This window comes from Companilactobacillus metriopterae (genome assembly GCF_002762335.1).
Classification (GTDB): domain Bacteria; phylum Bacillota; class Bacilli; order Lactobacillales; family Lactobacillaceae; genus Companilactobacillus; species Companilactobacillus metriopterae.
Genome location: NZ_CP024610.1, coordinates 978,574 through 1,001,156, shown reverse-complemented (window position 1 = coordinate 1,001,156; position 22,583 = coordinate 978,574). Strand labels below are relative to the sequence as shown.

The window sequence follows — 22,583 nt, the reverse complement described above, 5'->3', positions numbered from 1 at the left end:
TTTTAATATAAAAAAATCCCAACAATTTTTGTCAGGATTTTTCTATGCAGAAACATATTCAGAAATAACTTCCATGAATCTCTTTCCGTACCTATCTAATTTAGCATCACCAACACCAGATATTTCTAAAAATTGTGATGAAGAAACTGGCTGTTTTTGTGCCATTTCTTTAAGTGTATTATCAGAGAATATAACAAATGGTGGTATATCCTGTGCGTGAGCTATGGTCAATCTTATACGCCGTAACTCTTGGAATAATCCCTCATCAAATGTTCCATCAGCAATTTTAATATTATTAACCGCAGGTGCTTTTTTGGATACCTTCTTATAGGTTTTCTTATTTGATTTTAGTATTTCTAACCCTTCTTGAGTAACCTTCAAAACTGGATATTGGTCTGAAGTCATCTCAATGTAATTCGACGAAAGAGCATAGTCAATAAATTCTTCTACTTCTTTTAAACTTTTATCTTTTAATAACCCATAAGTTGATAAATGACTAAAATCTCGAGCATTCTTGTTTAAAGAGTGTTTTCCCACCAGAACTCTCGCTACTGATTTTTTACCATAACTTTGATCCATTCTTATGATGCAGCTAAGAACCATTTGAGTGGTTTTAGTCACATCAATTGATTCGCGTACATCAGTGCAATTACTGCATTTGCCACATTTATCATAATTAGTTTCACCAAAATACTGCAAAATATACTTCATTAAGCACATCTCAGTTGTAGCTAATTGATTCATATTTTGAAGTTTATTGTTCAAACTCTGCTTATATTCTTCATCTGCCTCTGATTTTTCAATAAAGAATAAATGAAGATGAATATCTGCTGGTGAATATAATAAAACAGCTTCTGATGGTAATCCATCTCTACCCGCTCTTCCTATTTCTTGATAGTAATTCTCAATAGTGCCAGGCATAGAATAATGAATCACATATCTAACATTGGTTTTATTGATTCCCATGCCAAAAGCATTAGTTGCAATGATGACGTCAACTTCGTCAAACAAGAATCTTTCTTGCTCATTCTTACGATCTTCATCACTCATTCCGGCGTGATACTTCCCCGCCTTTATCCCGTGATCATTTAAGTATTCATAAATTCGATCGACATCTTTTCTGCGACCGACGTACACAATACCAGATTGATCTTTGTGTTCTTTAGCATATCTCAATATATAAGGCAGTTTTCTTACTGATTTTTCTACAGTTAATGCAAGATTATCTCTTTCAAATCCTGTAGTTATAATATTATCATCACTAACATTTAATGTATGTGCCAAGTCAGTTTGAACGCTATTTGTAGCTGTAGCAGTCAATGCTAATACATTTGGTTGTGCAGGTAATTGATTTATTAAATTAACCATAGCCAGATAACTAGGTCGAAAATCATGCCCCCATGAAGATAGAACGTGGGCTTCATCGATAGCAACTAAATCAATAGGCAGACTAGACAGCCAACCATAGAAATCGGTATTCTCAATGCGCTCAGGTGCTGCATAGATAAGTTTTACAGCACCACTTTCAACGTATCTCATTCTCTCTGACATATCTATATAATCTAAGGTACTGTTAAAAAAAGTGGCAGGTATATTCATTTCATTTAGACCGTCTACTTGGTCTTTCATTAATGAAATTAAGGGTGATATGACTAATGTAATACCAGAAAACATCAGAGCAGGTATTTGATAGCAAACTGATTTTCCACCGCCAGTCGGCATAATACCTATTGTCCTCTTGCCTGCCATAACTCGGTTTATGATCTCTAATTGACCTGTTCGAAATTGATCGTAACCAAAATTTGTTTTTAGTATTTGTTCAGGTTCCAACATCTAACCCCTTTTTTCTAAGATTAATAATTCTTTCTTCATTGCTAATCCACCACGATATCCACTATCTTTACAGTCGGTTCTTATAACTCTATGGCAAGGAATAATCATTAGTATTGGATTTCTTCCCACTGCAGTTCCAACTGCTCTAATTGCTTTTGGATTATTAATCATATTGGCAATTTCTAGATAAGTAGTAGTTTTTCCATATGGTATTGACCTTATAGCATTCCAAACTTTCATTTGAAATTCTGTTCCCGCCAGATCAATTGGTAAATCGAATTGCTTCCTCTCACCAGCAAGATACTCTGAAATCTCTTGTTTTTCTCTTTCTAACTTTCTATGAGTTAAATTAGCTTCTGGATAAAAATTTAGTACTTCTTCTAATTCTTGATTGGGTGATCCTATAAAATTTATCCCATTATCAGTAGCACAGATAAAGTATTTATTATTATTGTAATTTAAACTATCGAAATAAATATTCATTTATCCCACATCCATTCGTTATTGTATAATAATCAATGTAATCGGAGGTAGCCATGACTCAAATTCCACATTGGGAATCATTCAAAATTTACCTTAATGGTCGAAATATTAGCGAACGAGCTAAAACAGAATATCTTAACTCATTAAGTAATTTTTTAAACTATGAGAAAGTTAATAATCCTGGTTTTTCACAATCGAACAATTTAAATGATATTGATGAACTCAATATTAAAGAGTTCAAAGAATATCTACTCAATATATTAGATTACAGCCCTACTACCGTTAATAAAGTCATCAGTAACCTCAATGTATATTTTAAATATTTATACTCTATAAAAGTAACTAATCAAATACCAAGCTTATTTATCAAAAGTGTTCCACTAAAAAAAGCAGATGATCTACCTTTAGACATCTTTGAACACCCCTATTTGTATTTGAACAGAACTGATTTGAAGGTTTACACAAGACTTCTTATCCTCTGTTTAATTAAGGGATTTACATATGAAGAGGCTCTAGAAATTAATTTCTATCGTAAATTCTTAAAGTTGCAATTTGTTGACTTTGAACTAAAATTTTTAAATGAGTATAAGAATTATATTAAACCATATTCAGACTACTGGAAAGATAATAATCTTTTTTTAAGCCGTAATTTTTCTGCTAAATCATCTTTATTACAGGTTCAGTCATTATATCGTGATTTGAAAACTGATTCTGATATCTTAGATATGGATCTTTCAATCAAAAAACTAAATTCAGCATCAATAATTGTATCACTTGGTCAAAAAAATCCTGATGAATTTCAACAATACAAAATATCCCATTTGTCGGAATCGTCTTTTATCTACTATAGTCGGCTATATCGTGAAAATAAATATAAATTTTAGAGAAAGAAGCATTAAACTATGAAAAGTATTGCAGTATATTGTAGTTCATCTATCGGAAACAATCAAAAATACGTAGATTTGGCAACCGAACTTGGTGAATGGATGGTCAAAAATGGCTACGGATTAACATACGGCGGCGGTAACGCTGGATTGATGGGAGTTGTATCTCGTAGTGTAATGGCTAGTGGTGGTTATGCTCATGGCATTATTACCCAAAATCTATCTAATGTGGAATTAGCTAACAGCAAGATTTCTCAATTGGACATCGTTGATAATATGGACATTCGAAAATATATGATGATGAAAGATTCAATGGCTAGTATCGCCTTACCCGGAGGACCTGGTACATTGGAAGAAATCTCTCAAACATTCTCATGGGCAATTATCGGAGAAGACAGTCGACCATCAATTTTTTATAATATTGATGGATATTATGATCATTTAAAACATTTTTATGATCAAATGGTGACTGATGGTTTTTTGAAACAATCTGACAGAGACTCTATCCTATTTTCTGAATCCTTGGATGAAATTGGAGAATATATAGAGAATTATAAACCTATTCGTAGTAGCCATTATTAAAATTATATTTTATGCTAACCATTTTACGACTAAGTAAAATCGCGTTATATTGAGTTTGTTGAATAGCTAATGACTATTTGACTTAGATGCAATGTAAATATTGAAAGTATTTATGTGTAAAATCCTCCAATTTTATAACACGTACTTTTAAGAACTATATATCATAATATATAACCCTAACAAAAAAGCACATCGAATTTTCCGATGTGCTTTTTGCTTTTGAAATTATTTTAAAAATGCTGTTACAACACCAGCTACAACTACAAGAAGTAAACCAGAAATGATATAAACCATTTCTTTGTTTGTTTTCTTTTCGTGAAGGATGTAGATACCACCAAGAGTAGCTACAATAACACTCATTTGTGACAATGTAAATCCAGTAGCCAGTCCATTAACTTCTGGACGAGCTGATACTAGATAAGATAGTGCTGCAAGAGCAAAGAAGAAACCACTAATGATATTAGTATATGAACTCTTTGTTGTAAATGGTCTTGATACTCTGTTGTCTTTTGTTGCAAATGCAAAGATTGTAGCAACTACTGCCATACCCAATGCTTGTGGGAAGAATGCTTCAAACCCTTTTACTTCAACTGCTTGTGGGAAGGCAGAGTATGCAAGATATCCAATTTCAGCAACTAATACAAGAATTAGACCAACCATGATATCTGAGCTATTTGATTCACTGTTATCTTTCTTTTCACTATATGTTGTCAACCAAACACCTACGATGATCAAGATAATTGCAGAAAATCCTGCAATTTTAGATACTGCAGATCCCCAATTTCCTAGTACGAAAACACCCCATAAAGATGCTCCAATTAATTGAAATCCCGTTGAAATAGGCATTGTTCTTGAAACACCCATTTTTGTAAATGCATAGAATACAAGAATTTGTGCAGATGCCCATGAAACACCAGACAAGAATGTAAATAGGAATTCTTTTCCTGTTAGTATTGGTGTTTGTGTAACAAGTGCAACAATAATTGATGCAATCAATGTACCATATGTAGCACCCATAATTTGGTTAACAGGTTTTCCTCCAAAAATACCTGTCAATACTGGGAAAAATCCCCAGCCAATAACTGGAATTAATCCAATTAAGATATTAGTTATATTCATAATATAGTACTCCCTCTATAGATCATTTGATTAAATAAAAAAACTGCTAGTTAACAAACTAGCAGTTTTTATTAACAAAAGTTATTATACGTTAGTAAGATAGCGTTTTCAAGAAAATCTTACAATAACTTTCTTTTTTGTTAAAATGCTTCATTTAGAGGAGGAACAACTTGTTTTTTACGTGAGACAACTCCTGGAAGTGAAGCTTTGTTGTCAGAAACCTTAGTATTCAAGGCTTTTTCAAATACAGCAATGGCTGAATCATCTCCAAGAATCAATCCAGTTGTATCACTTGTAAGAATATTAGTTATCAAAAGAATGAATAAATTGTAATTTTCACTAGCAATTTCACTTTGGATATCATTTACGAAATCTGATTCTCTAGTAAGAGTATCATTAACATCGACAGTATTCACTTGAGCTACTCGGACATTGTTACCTTTCATATCGAAAGTTTTAGCATCCATATTAATTAGCTCTTTAGTAGATTTACTATCCAAATTTGTTCCTGCTTTAAGCATTTCTAGACCATAAGTTTCATAATCAATACCAGCAATTTCAGCCAAGCTCTTCATTGCAGTAGCGTCTTGATCTGTGGTTGTTGGTGATTTAAGAAGTAATGTATCTGAAATTATAGCTGATAACATCAATGATGCTATTTGAGCTGGAATTTCAACAGACTGTTCAACAAACATTTTCCATAATATTGTACTTGTACAACCAAGTGGTTCTGCACGATAGAACAATGGATTAGCTGTTTCAAAGTTTGAAATTCTGTGATGATCAACAACATGTGTAATTTCCATATCAGCAATGTCATCAATACTTTGTTGGAATTCATTGTGATCAACTAGCATAACACTAGAAACTTCACCATTAGTTGAGTTCATAACTCTTGGATATTCATAACCAAATTTATCGAATACAAATTTTGTTTCTTCATTTGGTTCACCTAGAGCAATGGCTTCAGTGTTATATCCCAATTGATTTGAAAGGTATGAGTATGCAATTGCTGCAACTACTGCATCAGTATCAGGATTACTGTGTCCAAATACAAATTGTTTTTCTTTAGTCATAATATTCTCCTATACAACAAGGCTGGATGAAATAAGTCTATTTTGATAGCTTTCTTCAAGTAAGAATTTTTCCCACTCGCTATATATATCCTTAATTTTTCCAATTTTTTCCTTGTTTTCTTTATAAACAAATGATAATTCAAATGATATGTTAGGTTCAAGTGCTACTTGATATAAATTAGTATTTTTTGTCAGATGACCTAAACAGAAGCTCTCAGGAAGAGCTGTATACACATTTTCAGTTCTATCTGTAAATTTTAGTAGTTGGTATGGCGATGAAAATCTAGCAACAACTTGAGGCAAATCAACTAATGAATTAGTAAAACTATTTATAATTAAATCCGAAATATAATAACCTTCTAAATATGATGCCCATGGTAACTTTATAGCTTCTTTATAAGTTACAGATTTCTTGTCTTTCAATCTATCATCATTATGAATCAGCATAATTTTATCATCCATAATTTTATGCGTTCTAAAATGCTTCCAGTTTTTAATGTTTTTCTCAGGAAGGTACATGATAGCAAGATCAATTTTATTATTTTGCATGTTATCCCAAAGTTCATTTCTACTTAAAGAAAGCAAATCCAATTCAATATCAGGATTAATTTTGTTGTAATAAACAATAAAATCATCAACTACAGATGATGCAATTGTCGATAATATACCAATTCTTATAATACCTGATTTAGAGTTTGAATCCTGTTGTATCTTAACAGTGACATCATTGATTAAATCAAACATTTCATGTGTTGACTTAAGCAATGTTTCCCCAGCATCTGTAAGATAAATTTGTTTTCCCATACTATAGAATAAAGGTGCTCCAACAACTTTTTCTATCTTTTTGATTTGTTGAGTCAAAGCAGGCTGTGTAATCCCTAATGATTGAGCTGTCTTTGTGTAACTCATGTTCTTCGTCAACTCATCAAAATAATTTAAAGCTTTGGAACTAAAGACTCTTCTAGCATTTTCGTCTAGCAATAGACAAATCCTCCTGGGGTATAAAAAGATTTAATAATTAAAATAAATTTTGTTCCTGAGATGGTATCTCGGATATAGGATCATCTCTATCAATCTTCATAAATCTCAATGGATTTCCATCTGATTCAATGTCCATAATGAATGAACCATTAGAATATCTATCTACCAATGGATGTTCTGATAAATCTATATTTATTTCATTTTGTAAGTCAGTCTCAATTATTAGATTTTGACTCTTATTTACATTTGTTACTAGTTTAATACGATGTGGATCCCGTTTTAGTTCCCTTAGAGTTAGTACTCCTCGACGAGCACGACTGGTTGTTGGTATTTCCTGAAGCTTCATCTGTTTGTAAGAACCACGCTGTGTTAGTAATGCAATTATATCTGCATCATTTGAACTGACAAAGTAACTCACTAATTCGTCGTCATCTTTTAAGCTTACAAATTTCACACCAGCAGCCTTGCTTCCTACTACAGGTACTTCCGAAATAGGAAACGAGGATGCATATGATTTTTCAGTAAATACATAGATTAAACGTTCTTGTTTATCAGGTTCAATATAATTAATATCGATAACGGAATTATCAAGAGATTTTAATTTAGCATACTTACTTGCTTTGGATTTATAAGTTCTACCTGGTAATAGATCAGAAAATGCAACTTGTTTAATAGTATTTTCATTTGTACCTATTAAGAAAGTTCCCTTTTGTTCTAAATCCTTAAAAACAAACGATTTAATAACAGATTCATCCGTCGATAATCCTACTTCTTGAGACAAATGTGAACCAGTATCTTTCCACTTAGTATCTTCAACCTCATAGACCTGGCGATAAACTAAATTACCCTTGTCAGTGAACATGAATAAGTGATCTCTTGTATTAGCTTCAACATTCATTACTTCATAATCTTCGTCTTTCAATCCGTTACCAGATTCAAAAGAAGCTTGATACGATCGTTGGCTACTACGCTTGATATATCCATTGTGACTTACAAGAAGTCTGATTTCCTCACTAGGTATTAGTACACTAGTATCAACTTCAATTTCAGATACTTTAGATTCAATCTTAGTTCTTCTGGGATTACCATAAGTTTTCTTAACTTCAGTAAGTTCATCTTTAATGACAGACATCAACTTATCATGATTGTTTATAATTTCGTTTAAGTAGCTAATTCTCTTTTGAAGATCATCAAATTCTGAACGTAACTCAGTCACATCAGTATTTGTTAAACGATAAAGTTGTAATGAAACAATAGCTTCTGCCTGTGGTTCAGTAAAATCATATTCTTTAACTAAATTATTTTTAGCATCTGATTTATTTTTACTTGCTCTAATTGTTTTAATGACTTGATCTAAGATTGATAATGCTTTAATGAGACCTTCCACAATATGAATTCTTGCTTGTGCCTTGTTCAAATCAAATTTACTTCTTCTAAGTACAACATCTTCTTGATGTTTTATATACTCAGTCAAAATTTTCATTAAACCAACTTGTTGAGGACGCATATCGGCAATTGCAACCATATTGAAGTTATATGAGATTTGTAAATCAGTATTTTTGAACAAATAGTTCAAAATACCTTGTGAATCAACATCTTTCTTCAATTCAACTACAATTGATAGTCCCTGACGATCACTTTCATCACGAACCTCAGCAATACCATCAACCTTTTTTAGAACTCTAATTTCATCCATTTTTTTAACTAAAATAGCTTTATTAACTTCATAGGGTATTTCAGAGATAACTATTTGAGATTTGTGACCTCTCAAATTTTCAATAGATGTTTTTGATCTCAAGTAAACTTTTCCACGTCCGGTTTCATAGGCGTCTCTTATACCTTTAGCACCCTGTAAAATACCACCAGTTGGAAAATCTGGACCTTTGACAATCCTCATTAAATCATCAAGAGTAGAATCTGGATTTTCAATTAATTTGATAGTAGCATCGATAACCTCTACCAAATTATGAGGTGGAATTTCAGTAGCATAACCAGCAGAAATTCCTGTTGCACCGTTTACAAGTAAATTGGGGAATCTTGCAGGAAGAACTTTAGGTTCTTTTTCTGTATCATCAAAATTCCATTCCTCATCAACAGTATCTTTGTTGATATCTCTTAACATTTCTGCTGATATTTTACTTAATCGGGCTTCAGTATATCGCATAGCGGCAGGTGGATCTCCGTCCATTGATCCATTGTTACCATGCATCTCGATTAATGGATTACGCAACTTCCAATCTTGAGATAATCTAACCATTGCTTCGTAAATTGATGAATCACCATGGGGATGAAAATTACCCATGACATTACCAACACCTTTGGCAGACTTTCTAAAACTCTTTTCAAAGGTGTTCCCATCAAGATTCATAGAATATAAAATTCTACGTTGAACAGGTTTTAGACCATCACGAATATCAGGAAGAGCACGCTCTTGAATAATTGATCGTGAATATCTTTCGTATCGATCTCCCATAATTTTTTCTAAAGAAAGATCTTGAATTTTAGGAGTACCATTTGCCAAATTATTCACCCTCTTCCTTATTCAATAGATCATCTAATTCAATAGTAGAGTCAGTGGATTCATCAACCTTTTCAAGAATATTATCCCCTTCTTCACTACCATTAAATCTAACATTTTTTTCAATCCAATCACGTCTAGGCTGAACTTTGTCACCCATTAGTGTTGTAACTCGTCTTTCGGCAAGAGCTGCATCATCAATATTTACACGAATTAACATTCTTGTTTCCGGATCCATTGTAGTATTCCATAACTGGTCAGCATTCATTTCACCCAGTCCTTTAAATCTTTGAAGGTCATAACCCTTACCGATTTTTTTAATACCCTCTTTTAATTCATCAGGAGTCCATGCATAATCGATAACTTGTTTTGCACCTCTACCCTTTTGAAGTTTATATAGAGGTGGTAAAGCAATATATACATGTCCAGCTTCAACTAGTGGTCTCATATATCTATAGAAAAATGTAAGTAACAAAATTTGAATATGAGATCCATCATCATCGGCATCGGTCATGATAATAACTTTGTCATAATTTCTATTTTCAAGATTAAATTCAGCACCTACACCGGCACCAATTGTATAAATCATTGTATTAATTTCTTCGTTTTTGTAGATATCTTCTAATTTTGCTTTCTGAGTGTTTAATACCTTACCTCTCAATGGCAAAATAGCTTGAAATTTACGGTCTCTACCCTGTTTTGCTGAACCTCCGGCAGAATCACCCTCGACAAGAAACAATTCATTTAAAGATGAATTTTTAGACTGTGCAGGTGTTAGTTTACCTGATAGTAATCCATCATTTTTTTTGTTTTTCTTTCCATTACGTGAATTCTCACGTGCTTTTCGTGCAGCTTCACGTGCTTCACGTGCTTTGATAGCTTTTTTAACAAGTGTTTGTGCTTGTTCACCATTTTCCATCAAGAAGAAATTCATTTGTTCGTAAACTAGTTGATCAACTGCTGATCTTGCTTGAGGTGTTCCTAGTTTACCCTTTGTTTGACCTTCAAATTGTAATAATTCTTCAGGAATTCTGACAGAAATTATAGCTGATAATCCTTCTCGAATATCAGTACCCTCTAAATTTTTACTATTTTCCTTTAAAAGTCCGATCTTTCGCGCATAGTCATTAAATGCTTTGGTAAGACCTGATTTCATACCGGCTTCGTGTGTTCCACCGTCCACAGTACGAACGTTATTAACAAATGAGATAACATTTTCCGAGTATCCGTCATTATATTGACCAGAAAATTCTATTTCAATATCACTATTTGTTCCTTCAATGTAGAAAATTCCACCGATAGTATCTTTATCTTCGTTTAGATATTTAACAAAAGATTGAATACCATCTTCGTAATAAAAGACTTCGGTCTTGTCTTCTTCTCCACGTTTATCGGTAATTGTAAACTTTACACCCTTAAGTAAAAATGCTGATTCTCTTAATCTTTCAGCTAAAGTATCATAGTTATATTTTATAGTTTGAAAAATTTCTGGATCAGGTTTAAAACTAATAGTGGTTCCATTAGATTCTTTAGTGGTTCCAGTATTCTTCAAAGTTCCTACAGGATGTCCACCATTTTCAAATCTTTCTTCATAAACTTGTCCATCACGGACAACTCTAACAGTCATCCATTCAGATAATGCATTAACTACTGATGAACCAACCCCATGTAGACCACCGGAAGTTTTATAAGAATTTTCTGAAAATTTACCACCTGCATGAAGTACAGTTAAAATTACTTCAATTGTTGGTTTTCCAGAAGAGTGCATTCCTGTAGGCATTCCACGGCCATGGTCAACTACTGTAATACTGTTATCTTTGTTAATTGTTACATTGATTTCGTCACCAAAGCCCGATAATGCTTCATCAACTGCATTATCAACTATTTCATAAACTAGATGATGCAAACCACGATAATCTGTTGATCCGATATACATACCAGGTCTTTTTCTAACAGCCTCAAGGCCCTCTAGAATTTGAATTGACGAGTCATCATAAGATGATTTAGGCATTTCACTCATTCCTTTTTGTTAAATTTTTTTTACATATCTTAAGATTATAACACTTTCCAGAGGTTCTCATCTATATTCCTATAAGTTAAGTCTTATCTTTTAATTTTTGGAGATTTATTAGATAATGTATAGGATAAGTTTTAATTGCTTTTATTTATTAAAAATACGAAGAAAAGAATGTGAAATTTTATGAAACTTTTTATATCTATTATTTTGGCATATTTAGTTGGTTCATTCCCTTCTGCATACCTCGTTGGCAAAATCTTTTTCAAAAAAAATATTTTCGACTATGGTAGTGGAAACGTCGGCACAACAAATACCTATAGAGTTTTCGGGCCAGTAGCTGGTACATCAGTTTTAATTATGGATATTCTTAAAGGAACACTTGGTGCTTTAATGCCAACTTTCTTTGGTTTAGATCATTATCTCATTTTATTTGTAGGTATTTTTGCTGTTATTGGACATGTTTTCTCTATATTTTTGAAGTTTCGTGGTGGTAAAGCTGTTGCAACAAGTGCTGGAATATTATTGGCATACAGTCCAATATTATTTTTAATTTGTTTTATATGTTTAGCTTCAATTGTTTATCTTACAAGTATGGTAAGTGTGGCAAGTTTAGTTACCGTTCTAGTTTTTGCCATATCAACTTTCTTCATGCACGATTGGGTATTATCGACAGCTGCATGTATTGTTGCGGTTATTGTTTACATTAGACATATACCAAATATAAAAAGACTTCTCAACGGTACTGAGAATTTGGTACCTATTGGACTTAGATATAAAAAACAACAACAAAATAAATAATATTCTGAATATATAGAAAAACATCCTACACAAATTGTGTAGGATGTTTTTATTTGAACGAAATACTGTAATAAGCTTCGAATCTTTCTTTTGGATTCAATTTGTTAATACCATACTTAGTTTCAAAATTGTGATCAGTATCTACTTTATCTGCTATCCCCCACCAAGGTTCAATACATACAAAGTTACCTTCACTAGGATATTGTGACCATAATCCAACAAACTTAGCATTTCCAGTATCCAAAGTAATTGAATGTTCTGATTGTTCTGAAGAAATTGAAATTACTAGTGGATTATTTAAACGATAGATTATAGCATCATTTTTAAATAAATCATGAGTTAAGTGTTCATTTTGATTATCAACACTAAATTCCTTGCTTAAATCAATATTAGATTCTTTTAGTGGAATACGATTAAGAGTTTCTTGTGGTTCTAATTTGATTTGATAATCTTCATATTCTAACTGATTATCAAAAGGTATATTAAATCCTGGATGAGCCCCAACAGAAAAATTCATAATTTTTTCTGATTCAAGTGAATCAACCAAATAGCTAATTTGTAAACTATCTTTAATTAATTGATAGACTACTTTCAAACTAAATTTATAATGATAACTTGTAAGTGATTCATCATCATATTCAAGTGTAAATTCCAGCATTGTTTCTGTTTGAGATGTAACTTCAAACTCTCTATCTCTAGCAAAACCATGTTGTCCCATTTGATAATCATTACCGTCTACTTTGTAGTAATCATCTTTCAAACGTCCAACAATTGGAAAGAGAATAGGTGCATGGCGTCCCCATACATCCTGCTCTGCTTGCCAAATAAATTCAGTTCCTGATTCATTCTTGACACTGTAAACTTCAGCACCAAGAGAGTTAATATTAGCAGTTAAAAAATCATTTTTTATTTCATAAAGTCCCATTCAATCAGTCTCCTATAGAATGTATCTTGAAAGATCTCTATCAGATACAATTTCACCAACACGTTCTTGGACATATTCTTGAGTAATTGTTACATCACCCATTTGCATATCAGGACCTTCAAATAGGATTTCAGAAAGAATTCTTTCCAAAACAGTTGATAGTCTTCTGGCACCAATATTTTGATTTGTATTATTCAAGTCAAATGATACCTTAGCAATTTCTTCAATAGATTCTTGAGTAAATGTTAAGTTTAGACCATCTGCTCTTGTAAGAGCAACGTATTGTTTTGTAAGTGAATTGCTTGGTTGAGTTAAAATTTGAACAAAATCTTCTTCTGTTAGGTCTTTCAATTCAACACGAATTGGGAAACGACCTTGCAATTCTGCAATCAAATCACTTGGTTTGCTTTCTGCGAAAGCACCTGAAGCAATAAATAAAATATGATCTGTATTTACAGGACCGTATTTAGTATTAATTTGAGAACCTTCAACTATTGGAAGAATATCTCTTTGAACACCTTCACGAGAGACTTCACCTGATTGCTTCTTCTCATTTCCAGCAATTTTATCAAACTCATCTATAAAAATAATTCCGTTATTTTGAGTTCTATCAATAGCTGCTTGATATACAGCATCATGATCAATATTCTTTTGTGCTTCTTGTTGAATTAGAACTTCACGAGCTTCTCTTACTGGTAATGTTCTTGAAATCATTTTTTTAGGCATCATAGCACCCATCATTTCACCAACATCGATACCCATTTGGTTCATTTGATCATTCATTGGTGCTTTTTTAGATTCTTCAACAACAATTGTTACTTCTTCATCTTCAAGTAAGCCTTGATCTAATTTTTCTTTTACAGATAATCTTTCATTTCTAATCTTATCTGTTACATCTTTATTATTATCAGGGTCATCATTGGCGTCATCGTTGTTTCCACCTAAAACGTCTCCGATATTACCAGATTGTAGGTTACCAAACATAGACATCATGTCACCAAAGTTCATGCCATTGTCATTATTCTTTTGTTTCTTTTCTTGTCCAGGAACTAACAATTTAACTAATTTTTTATCAACTTTTTTAGAAACTTTTGATCTCATCTCTTCAATGCGATCATCTTCTTCCATTTTTACAGCAACATCAGCTAGATCACGAACCATAGATTCAACATCTCGTCCAACATATCCAACTTCAGTAAATTTAGTCGCTTCAACTTTGACAAATGGTGCATTAACAATTTTTGCTAGACGTCTAGCAATTTCTGTTTTACCAACACCAGTAGGTCCAATCATTAGTAAATTTTTGGGTGTAATTTCTTGTTTTAGACTATCAGTTACTTGCATACGACGATATCTGTTATACAAAGCAATAGCAACAGCCTTTTTAGCATCATTTTGACCGATAATATAATTATCTAGTTTTGAAACGATTTCTTTGGGTGTTAACATTTGGGTCATATTTTAAGACTCCTTTAATTAAAATTTGTCAGAGATAATATTATTGTTTGTAAAAATATCAATTTCAGATGCAATTTTGATGGATTCAACAGCTATTTCTTCTGCATCCATATCTTTTGCATGACGTTGTAATCCAATAGCAGCAGCTTGTGCAAAGTTACCACCAGAACCAATTGCAACAACATCTTCATCAGGTTCAATAACTTCACCACTACCAGAAATAAGTAACAATGTTTCTTTATTCATAGCTAACAACATTGCTTCTAATTTTTGTAATGATGGATCTTTACGCCAATCTTGTGCTAATTCAACAGCAGCACGTTGTAAATTACCTGAATATTCTTTTAGTTTCTTTTCTAACCAGTCTTGAAGAGTAATTGCATCTGCAACACCACCGGCGAAACCAATAACTACTTGATCATCAAAGATACGACGCACTTTATGTGCAGTACCCTTCATGATGAATTTTTCACTCATTGTTACTTGACCATCACCTGCAATTGCAGTATGTCCGTCATGCTTAACAGCTACGATTGTTGTCATTTCATTACCTCATCTAGGAAAATATTTTTTATAGTCACTTTGCAAATGATCCATGGTTACATGGGTATATATTTGCGTAGTAGATAAACTCGAATGTCCTAATAATTCTTGAACAGTTCGTAAATCAGCCCCATTATTTAGCATATGAGTAGCAAATGTATGCCTAATCATATGGGGATGAATATCAGCAGTCAAGCTAGTTTTCTTGATAATTTGATCAAGAATATATTCTATACCTCGACTGGTGATAGGTTTACCTCTATTATTGACAAAAATATAATTATGATTTTCATTATATTTTGCCATTAAGTCTATTCTACCATTTTCTATATAAAATCTAAGAGAATCTTGGGCAAAAGTTCCAAAAGGTACATATCGATCCTTATCACCCTTACCATGAACTAATATAATACCATTCGTAAAATCAATCTGATCTTCTTGCAAGTTGGCACATTCACTGACACGCATGCCTGTTGCATAAAGTATTTCAAGAAGTGCAGAATTTCTTTGTGATAAGGGATCATCACCTTCAACTGCTTTGAATAATTGATTTATTTCTTCTTCATAGAAAAAATGTGGAAGTCTTCGACCTTTATTTCTTAATCTTACAATATCAAACGGATTTGTTTCTATCATTGAATTTTTTTTCATAAAACTATAAAAGGACCTCAATCCTGAGATCCTTCTAGCAACTGTCTCTTTTGCATAATCCTTATCTTCCATGTAACTAAGAAAAGTTTCTACATCCAATTTGTTAACTTTAGCAAAGTTTTCAAATCCGCCATTATTTTCTAAGAAACTTCTAAAGCTCTTGATATCTTCAAGATAAGACTTTTTTGTTTCGTCTGAATAATGATGATTGACAGTTAAATTTTCAATGAATTTATCAATTAACTCTTGATTATCCACTATTTTTGAACTTCCTCTTCATAATCTCCATTTGGACATAGTACTTGGCGACCACCTTTGACCTTCTTTTCAACTAAGTAGTGACCATCTTTTGGACAATCACGACCTACTGGTTTATCCCAAGTTACAAAATCACAATCTGGATATCTTGAACAACCATAGAAAGTTCTATTTTTCTTAGATTTTCGTTCAATAACTTGTCCTTCTTTACATTGTGGACAAGTAACACCGATTTCTTTAACAATTGCCTTTGTGTTTCGACAATCTGGGAATCTAGAACATGCAAAGAATTTACCAAAACGTCCCATTTTAATAACCATAGGTGCTCCACAGATTTCACAATCTATGCCGGCTGGTTCATCTTTGATTTGAATTTTTTCAATCTTTTCTTCAGCTGATTCTAGTTCTTTGGCAAATGGTTTGTAGTATCGATCTACTACCTTAACCCAATCTTCTTTGCCTTCTTCAATATTATCTAATTCTGTTTCTAAATTAGCAGTAAAATCGGTATCCACAATATCAGGGAAGTAGTTTTGCACTAGATCGTCTACTATTTCCCCTAATTCTGTAGGTTCAAAGCTTTTACCATTTAGTTTTACATAATATCTTCTTTGAATTGTATCAATAGTGGGCGCATATGTAGATGGTCGTCCTACACCGTTTTCTTCAAGAGTCTTAACTAATGAAGCTTCAGTAAATCTTGCAGGTGGTTGAGTAAAATGTTGTGCCGGATCATTTGATACTAAATCAACTTGGTCTGATTCTTTTAAATCCGGTAAAATGTTGTCTTTACCACTATCAGAAGAATTTTGATAAACCTTTTGGTAACCAGCAAATTTCAGTTTAGAACCACTTGCTTTAAACATTACACCTGATTGTGATAAATCAACTGACATAGTGTCATAAACTGCAGGTGTCATTTGAGAAGCAGCAAATCTTGACCATATCAGACTATATAATCTGAACTGATCTCTTGAAAGTATGTCTTTAAGAGATTCGGGTGTTCTTAGAATTGATGAAGGTCTAATAGCTTCATGGGCATCTTGTGCACCTTCTTGATTTTTGTCGTGTCTTAACTTTTCGGCAGCGTATTCTTCACCATAAGTTTCATGAATGAACTCTGATGCTTCGGCACGAGCAATACTTGATATACGTTTTGAATCAGTACGCATATAAGTTATTAAACCAACAGTACCTTCCTTACGTCCAAGATTAATTCCTTCATACAATTGCTGAGCAATCATCATAGTCTTACGAGTCTTAAAGTTCAATCTCTTGTTGGCTTCTTGTTGAAGTGAACTTGTTGTAAATGGTGCAGCAGGAGTTCTCTTGCGTTCTTTTTTAGTAACTTTATCTATATTAAATTTACTTTTTTTATCAACTCGTCCTAAGACTTCTTGAACTCCATCATTATCATTCAAGTTTAGTTTCTTACCATCTAATCCATAGAAATTAGCAGTAAATTTACTCTTGCCTTTTTTGAACGTAGATTCAATTGTCCAGTACTCTTCTGGGACGAATTTTTTAATCTCGTTTTCCCTATCAATTACAAGTCTTAGTGCTACGGATTGAACACGTCCAGCACTAAGACCTTTTTTGACTTTAGCCCAAAGAATAGGTGAGATTGAGTATCCAACAATTCTATCCAAAACTCGACGAGCTTGTTGAGCATCAACAAGTTTCATATCAATACTTCTTGGATTTTTAAATGCTTGCTTTACTGCATCTTTAGTAATCTCATTGAATACAACTCGATTTTTACCCTCTGGATCTAAATCTAAGAGATGTGAAACATGCCATGCAATGGCTTCCCCTTCACGATCCGGATCGGCTGCAAGATAAACATTTTTTGCTTTTTTGGCTTCTTTTTTCAAGTCCTTAATTACAGGACCTTTGCCTCGAATAGAAATATATTGTGGTTCATAATCATTTTCAAAATCAATTGCCATGCGACTCTTAGGAAGATCTCGGACATGACCTAAACTAGCGATAACATGATAATTTCTACCTAAATATTTTTCAATTGTCTTAGCTTTTGATGGTGACTCTACTATTACTAGGTTTTTTTGTTGTGGCACGTATAGTGCTCCTTTCCAAATTGGTTCTACTGAGATGATATATTAATTACCATTTACAATTTTGTCAAACTAAATGATACATTAATTTTCAAATTTAGAAAGTAAAGTCTAAAAATTATTTAAATTAATTAGTGGAATAGCACCTTGTTCTATCAATTTATTACAGCCTGCAGATAGTTTAGAATCAACTCTTCCAGGCACCGCCAAAACATCTCTATTATTTTCTAAAGCTAAGTCGGCAGTTATTAAAGCACCACTTCTTTCCTCAGCTTCAACTACTATAACTTTTTCTGATAATCCTGAAATAATTCTATTCCTTTGAGGAAAATGCCAACGATTGATTTTTGAACCTGAAGGATATTCAGTAATAACTAAACCTTTTTCAAATATTTCTTTTTGAACAGATTCATTTATTTTAGGATAATAGATATCTAAACTATTCCCCAAAACAGCAATTGTTTTGCCATTATTATTAAGTGCGGCAACATGTGCCATGGCATCTATCCCTTTAGCCAGTCCGCTTACAATTGTGTACTCTCCAACAAGATTAGGCATAAAGTTATTACAGCATTTTTCACCATATTTTGTTGCTTTCCTAGATCCAACAACTCCTAAACACTTTGTCTCTAAAAGACTTATATCTCCTCTATAAAAAAGCAAAGCTGGTGGGTTATATATTTGTCTGAGCTGTTCAGGATATTTGGAATCTATAAAAGTGATAGCCTTTTCCTGTATTTCAGCAATAGAGTCAAATTTTTCTGTAAATTTTTCGAATTTCTCAGTACCTAATTTTAACAATAGAAAATCAAATACTATATTTTCGTAATTTTCATTTTTTAAATATATATCAATAATACTAAGTAGATTTTGGTTTGATAGAGTTTGTGTATAACGACACTTAATTAAGAACTCAGTAAAATTTTCCATAATAAAAACACCACTTTTATTTTAAAATTACGAAAAATGGTGTTAATACAGTTTAGTGCTTTTTTTGACTGGTGAAAAACTCATACGATGTATCGGAGTTCTTCCATATTTATTTAGTGCATCCAAATGATCTTTTGTTCCATAACCATCATTCTTTTTGAATTTAAATTCTGGATACTTTCGATCATAATAATTCATTAAGTTATCACGCATTACTTTTGCCACGATACTTGCAGCACCAATAGAAATTGATTTAGCGTCTCCCTTAATCAGCTTTGTTTGTTCAATGTCAACTGGAATAGTCATAGCATCTACTAAAATATGATTGGGTTTTATGTAAAGACTATCAATAGCGTCTTTCATAATTAGTTCAGTAGCATGATATATATTTTCTCGGTCAATTAATTCAACTGACCCTATAGAAACACTTATATCAACTGCTTGCTCACATATTTGATTGTATATTTCCAAACGGTTTTTTGCAGATAATTTTTTGGAATCATCAACATCTATTAATGTATTATTTTTAGGCAAGATAACTGCAGCACTGACGACAGGACCAGCAAGTGGTCCCCTACCTACTTCGTCAACACCAGCAACGTATAACCCCCTATCCCAAAAAGGTTCTTCAAACTTTTTTTTAGTTTCAAATTTGAGAATTTGATTTTCATACTGAAGTTTTCTTCTATTATATTGCTCTAATATTTTTATTACTCCAGCTCGTTTATCTTCACGAAAGTGCTTTAATTGATCTTCACTTGGAGAATCTTGCAAGATACTTTTTATTTCAGAAATAGTGTATTCGCTATTCTTCATAAAATTCACCTGGCACATCAAAAGTAACTGAACCAAACTTCAACTTTCTAACATCGTTAATAATCTTGCGTGCTGCACGATCATAGTCGTCTTTATAGCCAAATTTATTTGTTAGGAACATCAATATATCAGGTGTAGTTTTGTTCCTTAAATCATTGGGTTCTATATTATACACGGTTAATAAACTATCCAAATAAAATGATTCTAAAAATGACAATGCAAATATTGCCACATCATCTGGTGCAAAAATTTGATCCTTAATAGCGCCTGACAAGGCTAATTTTAAACCTACACGATTATCATCGATTTTGGGCCACAAAATACCGGGAGTATCTAATAAATCAATTCCTACACTTGTTTTTAGCCAATTTTGATTCTTTGTGACACCTGGTTTATTTCCAGTAACCGCAACATTTTTTCCAACCATTTTGTTCAAAATAGTTGATTTACCAACATTAGGAATTCCTACACACATAGCCTTAATTTGATAGTTTTTAACACCATTGTTTTCATACTTGGCAATTTTTTCAGACAATTCTCTTCTGATTGCACTATTTATTTTTCCTAAAGCATTTGTATGTTTTGCATCTAAATCAATTACTGCCAATCCTTCTTGTTGAAAACTCAATTTCCATTCTTTAGTTCTCTGAGGATCTGCTAAATCAGATTTATTTAAGATAATTATGTGTTTCTTTTGACCAATTATATCTTCTAGAACGGGGTTTCTTGAAGAAAACGGTAATCTAGCATCTACAATCTCTAGAACAATATCCACTTGTTTCAATCGATCTTGAACTTGATTTTTTGCTTTATTCATATGACCTGGATACCACTGTAAAACCATAAAGTCTACCTCCTTAAACTTGTAAAAATATTCTTAATTTAATTATAACTATGTTGGACCTATCATACCAATATTTCTAAAAAATAAACTACTGCATATGCAGTAGTCTATTTTTTATCATTTTCTTTATACTTTTCAAAAACTTCATCAAATATACTCATACTTGGTAAATAGTTAGCATTCAATTCCAAGTACTCTGAAATTTTTTCATAATTTTGTTCTTGCTTTGGGAAAGAATGATCATAGAAGGCATTGTTAGCAAATTCTGCTTCTGGCTCGACACTCTCAGCATTTCTCAAAGTCATTAAGTAAGTATAAAAACTTCTTCTCATAAAATCACCTAGTTTCCTGTAATTTTAGAATTAAACATATCAAATTTTAAAACATCGTTCTTTAAGTCTATTTTCTTGGCTCTAATACCATATCCATCTTTTGTTTTATATTCAGTAAATTTCATTAAGATAGTCTTATCCTTAGAATTAATTGATACCCAATCTGGGATATTATACATGTTATTTACATAGTTTAGAACAAATGATATTGGAAGTGATATATCACCCAATTTAATTTTTGTAGCTTTTAATAGCACGTCACCATTTGTCTTTGCATATGGTTTTAGTTCAATAACAAAGTGAATTTTAGAGCCCAAGAAATCAGCATCACCACTTAATTCAGCATCGTCTTTTACCTTAAACTGATATTCGGTTTTTCCATTATTTAAAGTGTTCTTCAAATAATACTCAGCCATCTGATTGGCTTGTTTCTTGTTCATTGTAACTTTAAAAACTTCAGAATTTTCATTTTGAATTTTAGAAGTTACTTCATATTTTTCACTTGGTGAACTAAATATTTTAGTCCCTAAAAACAATAGAAAAATTACTAGAACACTTACTAAAGTTATAAAAGCATACATCCAATAATTTCTTTTTTTCATTTACTTATCAATCCATTCTTTATCAGTTTTCTTGGCTTCTTTAAATATTTTATTTGTCATCATATCATATCCAATAGAATTTGGGTGAAAATGATCTTCGTCAAATAAGTAAGGATTAGAACCGGTCTTCTTAGTTACATTTATCGCATACTTACTTGCATACACTTTATTGATATCAACAAAGTGTACATTTGACATATCTTTTGTAACATTTTCAGAAGACTCATTCCACTTTTTAAATGCAGATGTAGCACCTGTAACATTAGATAAATAAATACTAAATGGATTGTATATTCCTATAAGATAAATGGGGGCATTCTTGTTGTAAGTTCTCAAGTCATCTAATAACTTTACAAGACGTTTATCAAAATTGCCTTCTTCAGTAGATATATCTTTTGAAGTCAAATCAAGCCCTTTTTTTTGTAACAAATGCATGAAATCATTTCCACCTACAGTAACTGTAATTATATCTGCATTTTTCAAATCGCTATGCATCTTATCATTATTATCAATTCTTTTCATAATTTGAGTACTTGTATCACCTGAAACACCATAATTATGTGTAGAGGTTTTAACTTTGTACTTCTTTGAGATCTTTTTGCTTAAGCGAGTTACATAACCCTCTCCATTTTTGCTAGTATCACCAACTCCTTGTGTCAAGGAATCACCAACTGCAACTATAGAAACACTAGTTTTTTTGGCAACTTTTTCACTCTTTTTAGTAGTTTTATTTTTTGATTTAGTGATTTGCTGTGTTTCTTGATTCTGTTGTTGGTAATAAAAATATCCACCAATACCACAACCAATTAAAACGATAACTATTGCAGATATAATATATATAGTTTTCTTTTTCATAAA

At 32.2% G+C, this 22,583-nt stretch carries 21 protein-coding genes; 3 read left to right on the top strand and 18 right to left on the bottom strand.

Annotated features, from left to right (window positions below; translation table 11 throughout):
• Positions 1 to 42: 42 nt before the first annotated feature.
• On the bottom strand, positions 43 to 1,833 hold the full coding sequence (gene recQ / locus CS873_RS04905) for a DNA helicase RecQ (protein ID WP_099974759.1): 1,791 nt from the start codon (positions 1,831 to 1,833) through the stop codon (positions 43 to 45).
• Positions 1,834 to 2,316, bottom strand: a complete 483-nt coding sequence (locus CS873_RS04900) for a methylated-DNA--[protein]-cysteine S-methyltransferase (RefSeq protein ID WP_099974758.1) — start codon at positions 2,314 to 2,316, stop codon at positions 1,834 to 1,836.
• A gap of 53 nt (positions 2,317 to 2,369) precedes the next feature.
• Between CS873_RS04900 and CS873_RS04895 the strand changes: the two genes are divergently transcribed.
• Positions 2,370 to 3,200, top strand: coding sequence for a site-specific integrase (locus CS873_RS04895; protein WP_099974757.1), 831 nt, complete (start codon positions 2,370 to 2,372; stop codon positions 3,198 to 3,200).
• Between the two features lie 18 nt (positions 3,201 to 3,218).
• Positions 3,219 to 3,782 (top strand): LOG family protein, encoded by a 564-nt coding sequence (locus tag CS873_RS04890; RefSeq protein WP_099974756.1) that lies wholly within the window; start codon positions 3,219 to 3,221, stop codon positions 3,780 to 3,782.
• A 225-nt stretch (positions 3,783 to 4,007) separates the two neighbouring features.
• On the opposite strand, the gene rbsU is transcribed toward CS873_RS04890, so the two are convergent.
• The 5 genes from rbsU to parE all read right to left on the bottom strand — a co-directional run bounded on the left by rbsU (position 4,008) and on the right by parE (position 11,496).
• On the bottom strand, positions 4,008 to 4,901 hold the full coding sequence (gene rbsU / locus CS873_RS04885; RefSeq protein ID WP_099974755.1) for a ribose/proton symporter RbsU: 894 nt from the start codon (positions 4,899 to 4,901) through the stop codon (positions 4,008 to 4,010).
• 140 nt (positions 4,902 to 5,041) lie between these two features.
• On the bottom strand, positions 5,042 to 5,977 hold the full coding sequence (locus tag CS873_RS04880) for a manganese-dependent inorganic pyrophosphatase (RefSeq protein WP_099974754.1): 936 nt from the start codon (positions 5,975 to 5,977) through the stop codon (positions 5,042 to 5,044).
• A gap of 9 nt (positions 5,978 to 5,986) precedes the next feature.
• Positions 5,987 to 6,958 (bottom strand): LysR family transcriptional regulator, encoded by a 972-nt coding sequence (locus tag CS873_RS04875; RefSeq protein WP_099974753.1) that lies wholly within the window; start codon positions 6,956 to 6,958, stop codon positions 5,987 to 5,989.
• Positions 6,959 to 6,995: 37 nt separating this feature from the next.
• Positions 6,996 to 9,479 carry a DNA topoisomerase IV subunit A gene (gene parC / locus CS873_RS04870; protein ID WP_099974752.1) on the bottom strand — a complete coding sequence of 828 codons (2,484 nt, stop codon included), beginning with the start codon at positions 9,477 to 9,479 and terminating at the stop codon, positions 6,996 to 6,998.
• Position 9,480: 1 nt separating this feature from the next.
• On the bottom strand, positions 9,481 to 11,496 hold the full coding sequence (parE, locus tag CS873_RS04865) for a DNA topoisomerase IV subunit B (RefSeq protein WP_281252403.1): 2,016 nt from the start codon (positions 11,494 to 11,496) through the stop codon (positions 9,481 to 9,483).
• 180 nt (positions 11,497 to 11,676) lie between these two features.
• Here parE and plsY point away from each other — a divergent pair, with 180 nt between their 5' ends.
• Positions 11,677 to 12,291: a glycerol-3-phosphate 1-O-acyltransferase PlsY gene (gene plsY / locus CS873_RS04860; RefSeq protein WP_099974750.1), complete on the top strand. Its 615-nt coding sequence runs from the start codon at positions 11,677 to 11,679 to the stop codon at positions 12,289 to 12,291.
• Positions 12,292 to 12,340: 49 nt separating this feature from the next.
• Here plsY and CS873_RS04855 read toward each other — a convergent pair whose 3' ends face one another.
• The 11 genes from CS873_RS04855 to CS873_RS04805 all read right to left on the bottom strand — a co-directional run bounded on the left by CS873_RS04855 (position 12,341) and on the right by CS873_RS04805 (position 22,580).
• Positions 12,341 to 13,216, bottom strand: a complete 876-nt coding sequence (locus tag CS873_RS04855; protein ID WP_099974749.1) for an aldose 1-epimerase family protein — start codon at positions 13,214 to 13,216, stop codon at positions 12,341 to 12,343.
• Between the two features lie 12 nt (positions 13,217 to 13,228).
• Entirely contained in the window at positions 13,229 to 14,674 is a 1,446-nt protein-coding gene (hslU, locus tag CS873_RS04850; RefSeq protein WP_099974748.1) for an ATP-dependent protease ATPase subunit HslU, read from the bottom strand.
• A gap of 18 nt (positions 14,675 to 14,692) precedes the next feature.
• Positions 14,693 to 15,217 carry an HslVU peptidase proteolytic subunit gene (hslV, locus tag CS873_RS04845; RefSeq protein ID WP_099974747.1) on the bottom strand — a complete coding sequence of 175 codons (525 nt, stop codon included), beginning with the start codon at positions 15,215 to 15,217 and terminating at the stop codon, positions 14,693 to 14,695.
• 9 nt (positions 15,218 to 15,226) lie between these two features.
• A complete protein-coding gene (gene xerC, locus CS873_RS04840) occupies positions 15,227 to 16,126 on the bottom strand; it encodes a tyrosine recombinase XerC (protein ID WP_099974746.1) in 900 nt (299 codons plus the stop codon).
• Positions 16,126 to 18,204, bottom strand: coding sequence for a type I DNA topoisomerase (gene topA, locus CS873_RS04835; protein WP_099974745.1), 2,079 nt, complete (start codon positions 18,202 to 18,204; stop codon positions 16,126 to 16,128). Before topA ends, xerC begins: the two co-directional genes overlap by 1 nt.
• Before the next feature lie 108 nt (positions 18,205 to 18,312).
• On the bottom strand, positions 18,313 to 19,131 hold the full coding sequence (gene dprA, locus CS873_RS04830) for a DNA-processing protein DprA (RefSeq protein WP_099974744.1): 819 nt from the start codon (positions 19,129 to 19,131) through the stop codon (positions 18,313 to 18,315).
• 42 nt (positions 19,132 to 19,173) lie between these two features.
• Positions 19,174 to 19,947, bottom strand: a complete 774-nt coding sequence (locus CS873_RS04825) for a ribonuclease HII (RefSeq protein WP_099974743.1) — start codon at positions 19,945 to 19,947, stop codon at positions 19,174 to 19,176.
• On the bottom strand, positions 19,937 to 20,791 hold the full coding sequence (gene ylqF / locus CS873_RS04820) for a ribosome biogenesis GTPase YlqF (protein ID WP_099974742.1): 855 nt from the start codon (positions 20,789 to 20,791) through the stop codon (positions 19,937 to 19,939). The genes CS873_RS04825 and ylqF overlap by 11 nt, the downstream gene beginning before the upstream one ends.
• 107 nt (positions 20,792 to 20,898) lie before the next feature.
• On the bottom strand, positions 20,899 to 21,123 hold the full coding sequence (locus CS873_RS04815) for a YozE family protein (protein WP_099974741.1): 225 nt from the start codon (positions 21,121 to 21,123) through the stop codon (positions 20,899 to 20,901).
• Positions 21,124 to 21,131: 8 nt separating this feature from the next.
• Positions 21,132 to 21,725 (bottom strand): YpmS family protein, encoded by a 594-nt coding sequence (locus CS873_RS04810; protein ID WP_099974740.1) that lies wholly within the window; start codon positions 21,723 to 21,725, stop codon positions 21,132 to 21,134.
• On the bottom strand, positions 21,726 to 22,580 hold the full coding sequence (locus tag CS873_RS04805; protein WP_099974739.1) for a DUF459 domain-containing protein: 855 nt from the start codon (positions 22,578 to 22,580) through the stop codon (positions 21,726 to 21,728).
• Positions 22,581 to 22,583: the final 3 nt, after the last annotated feature.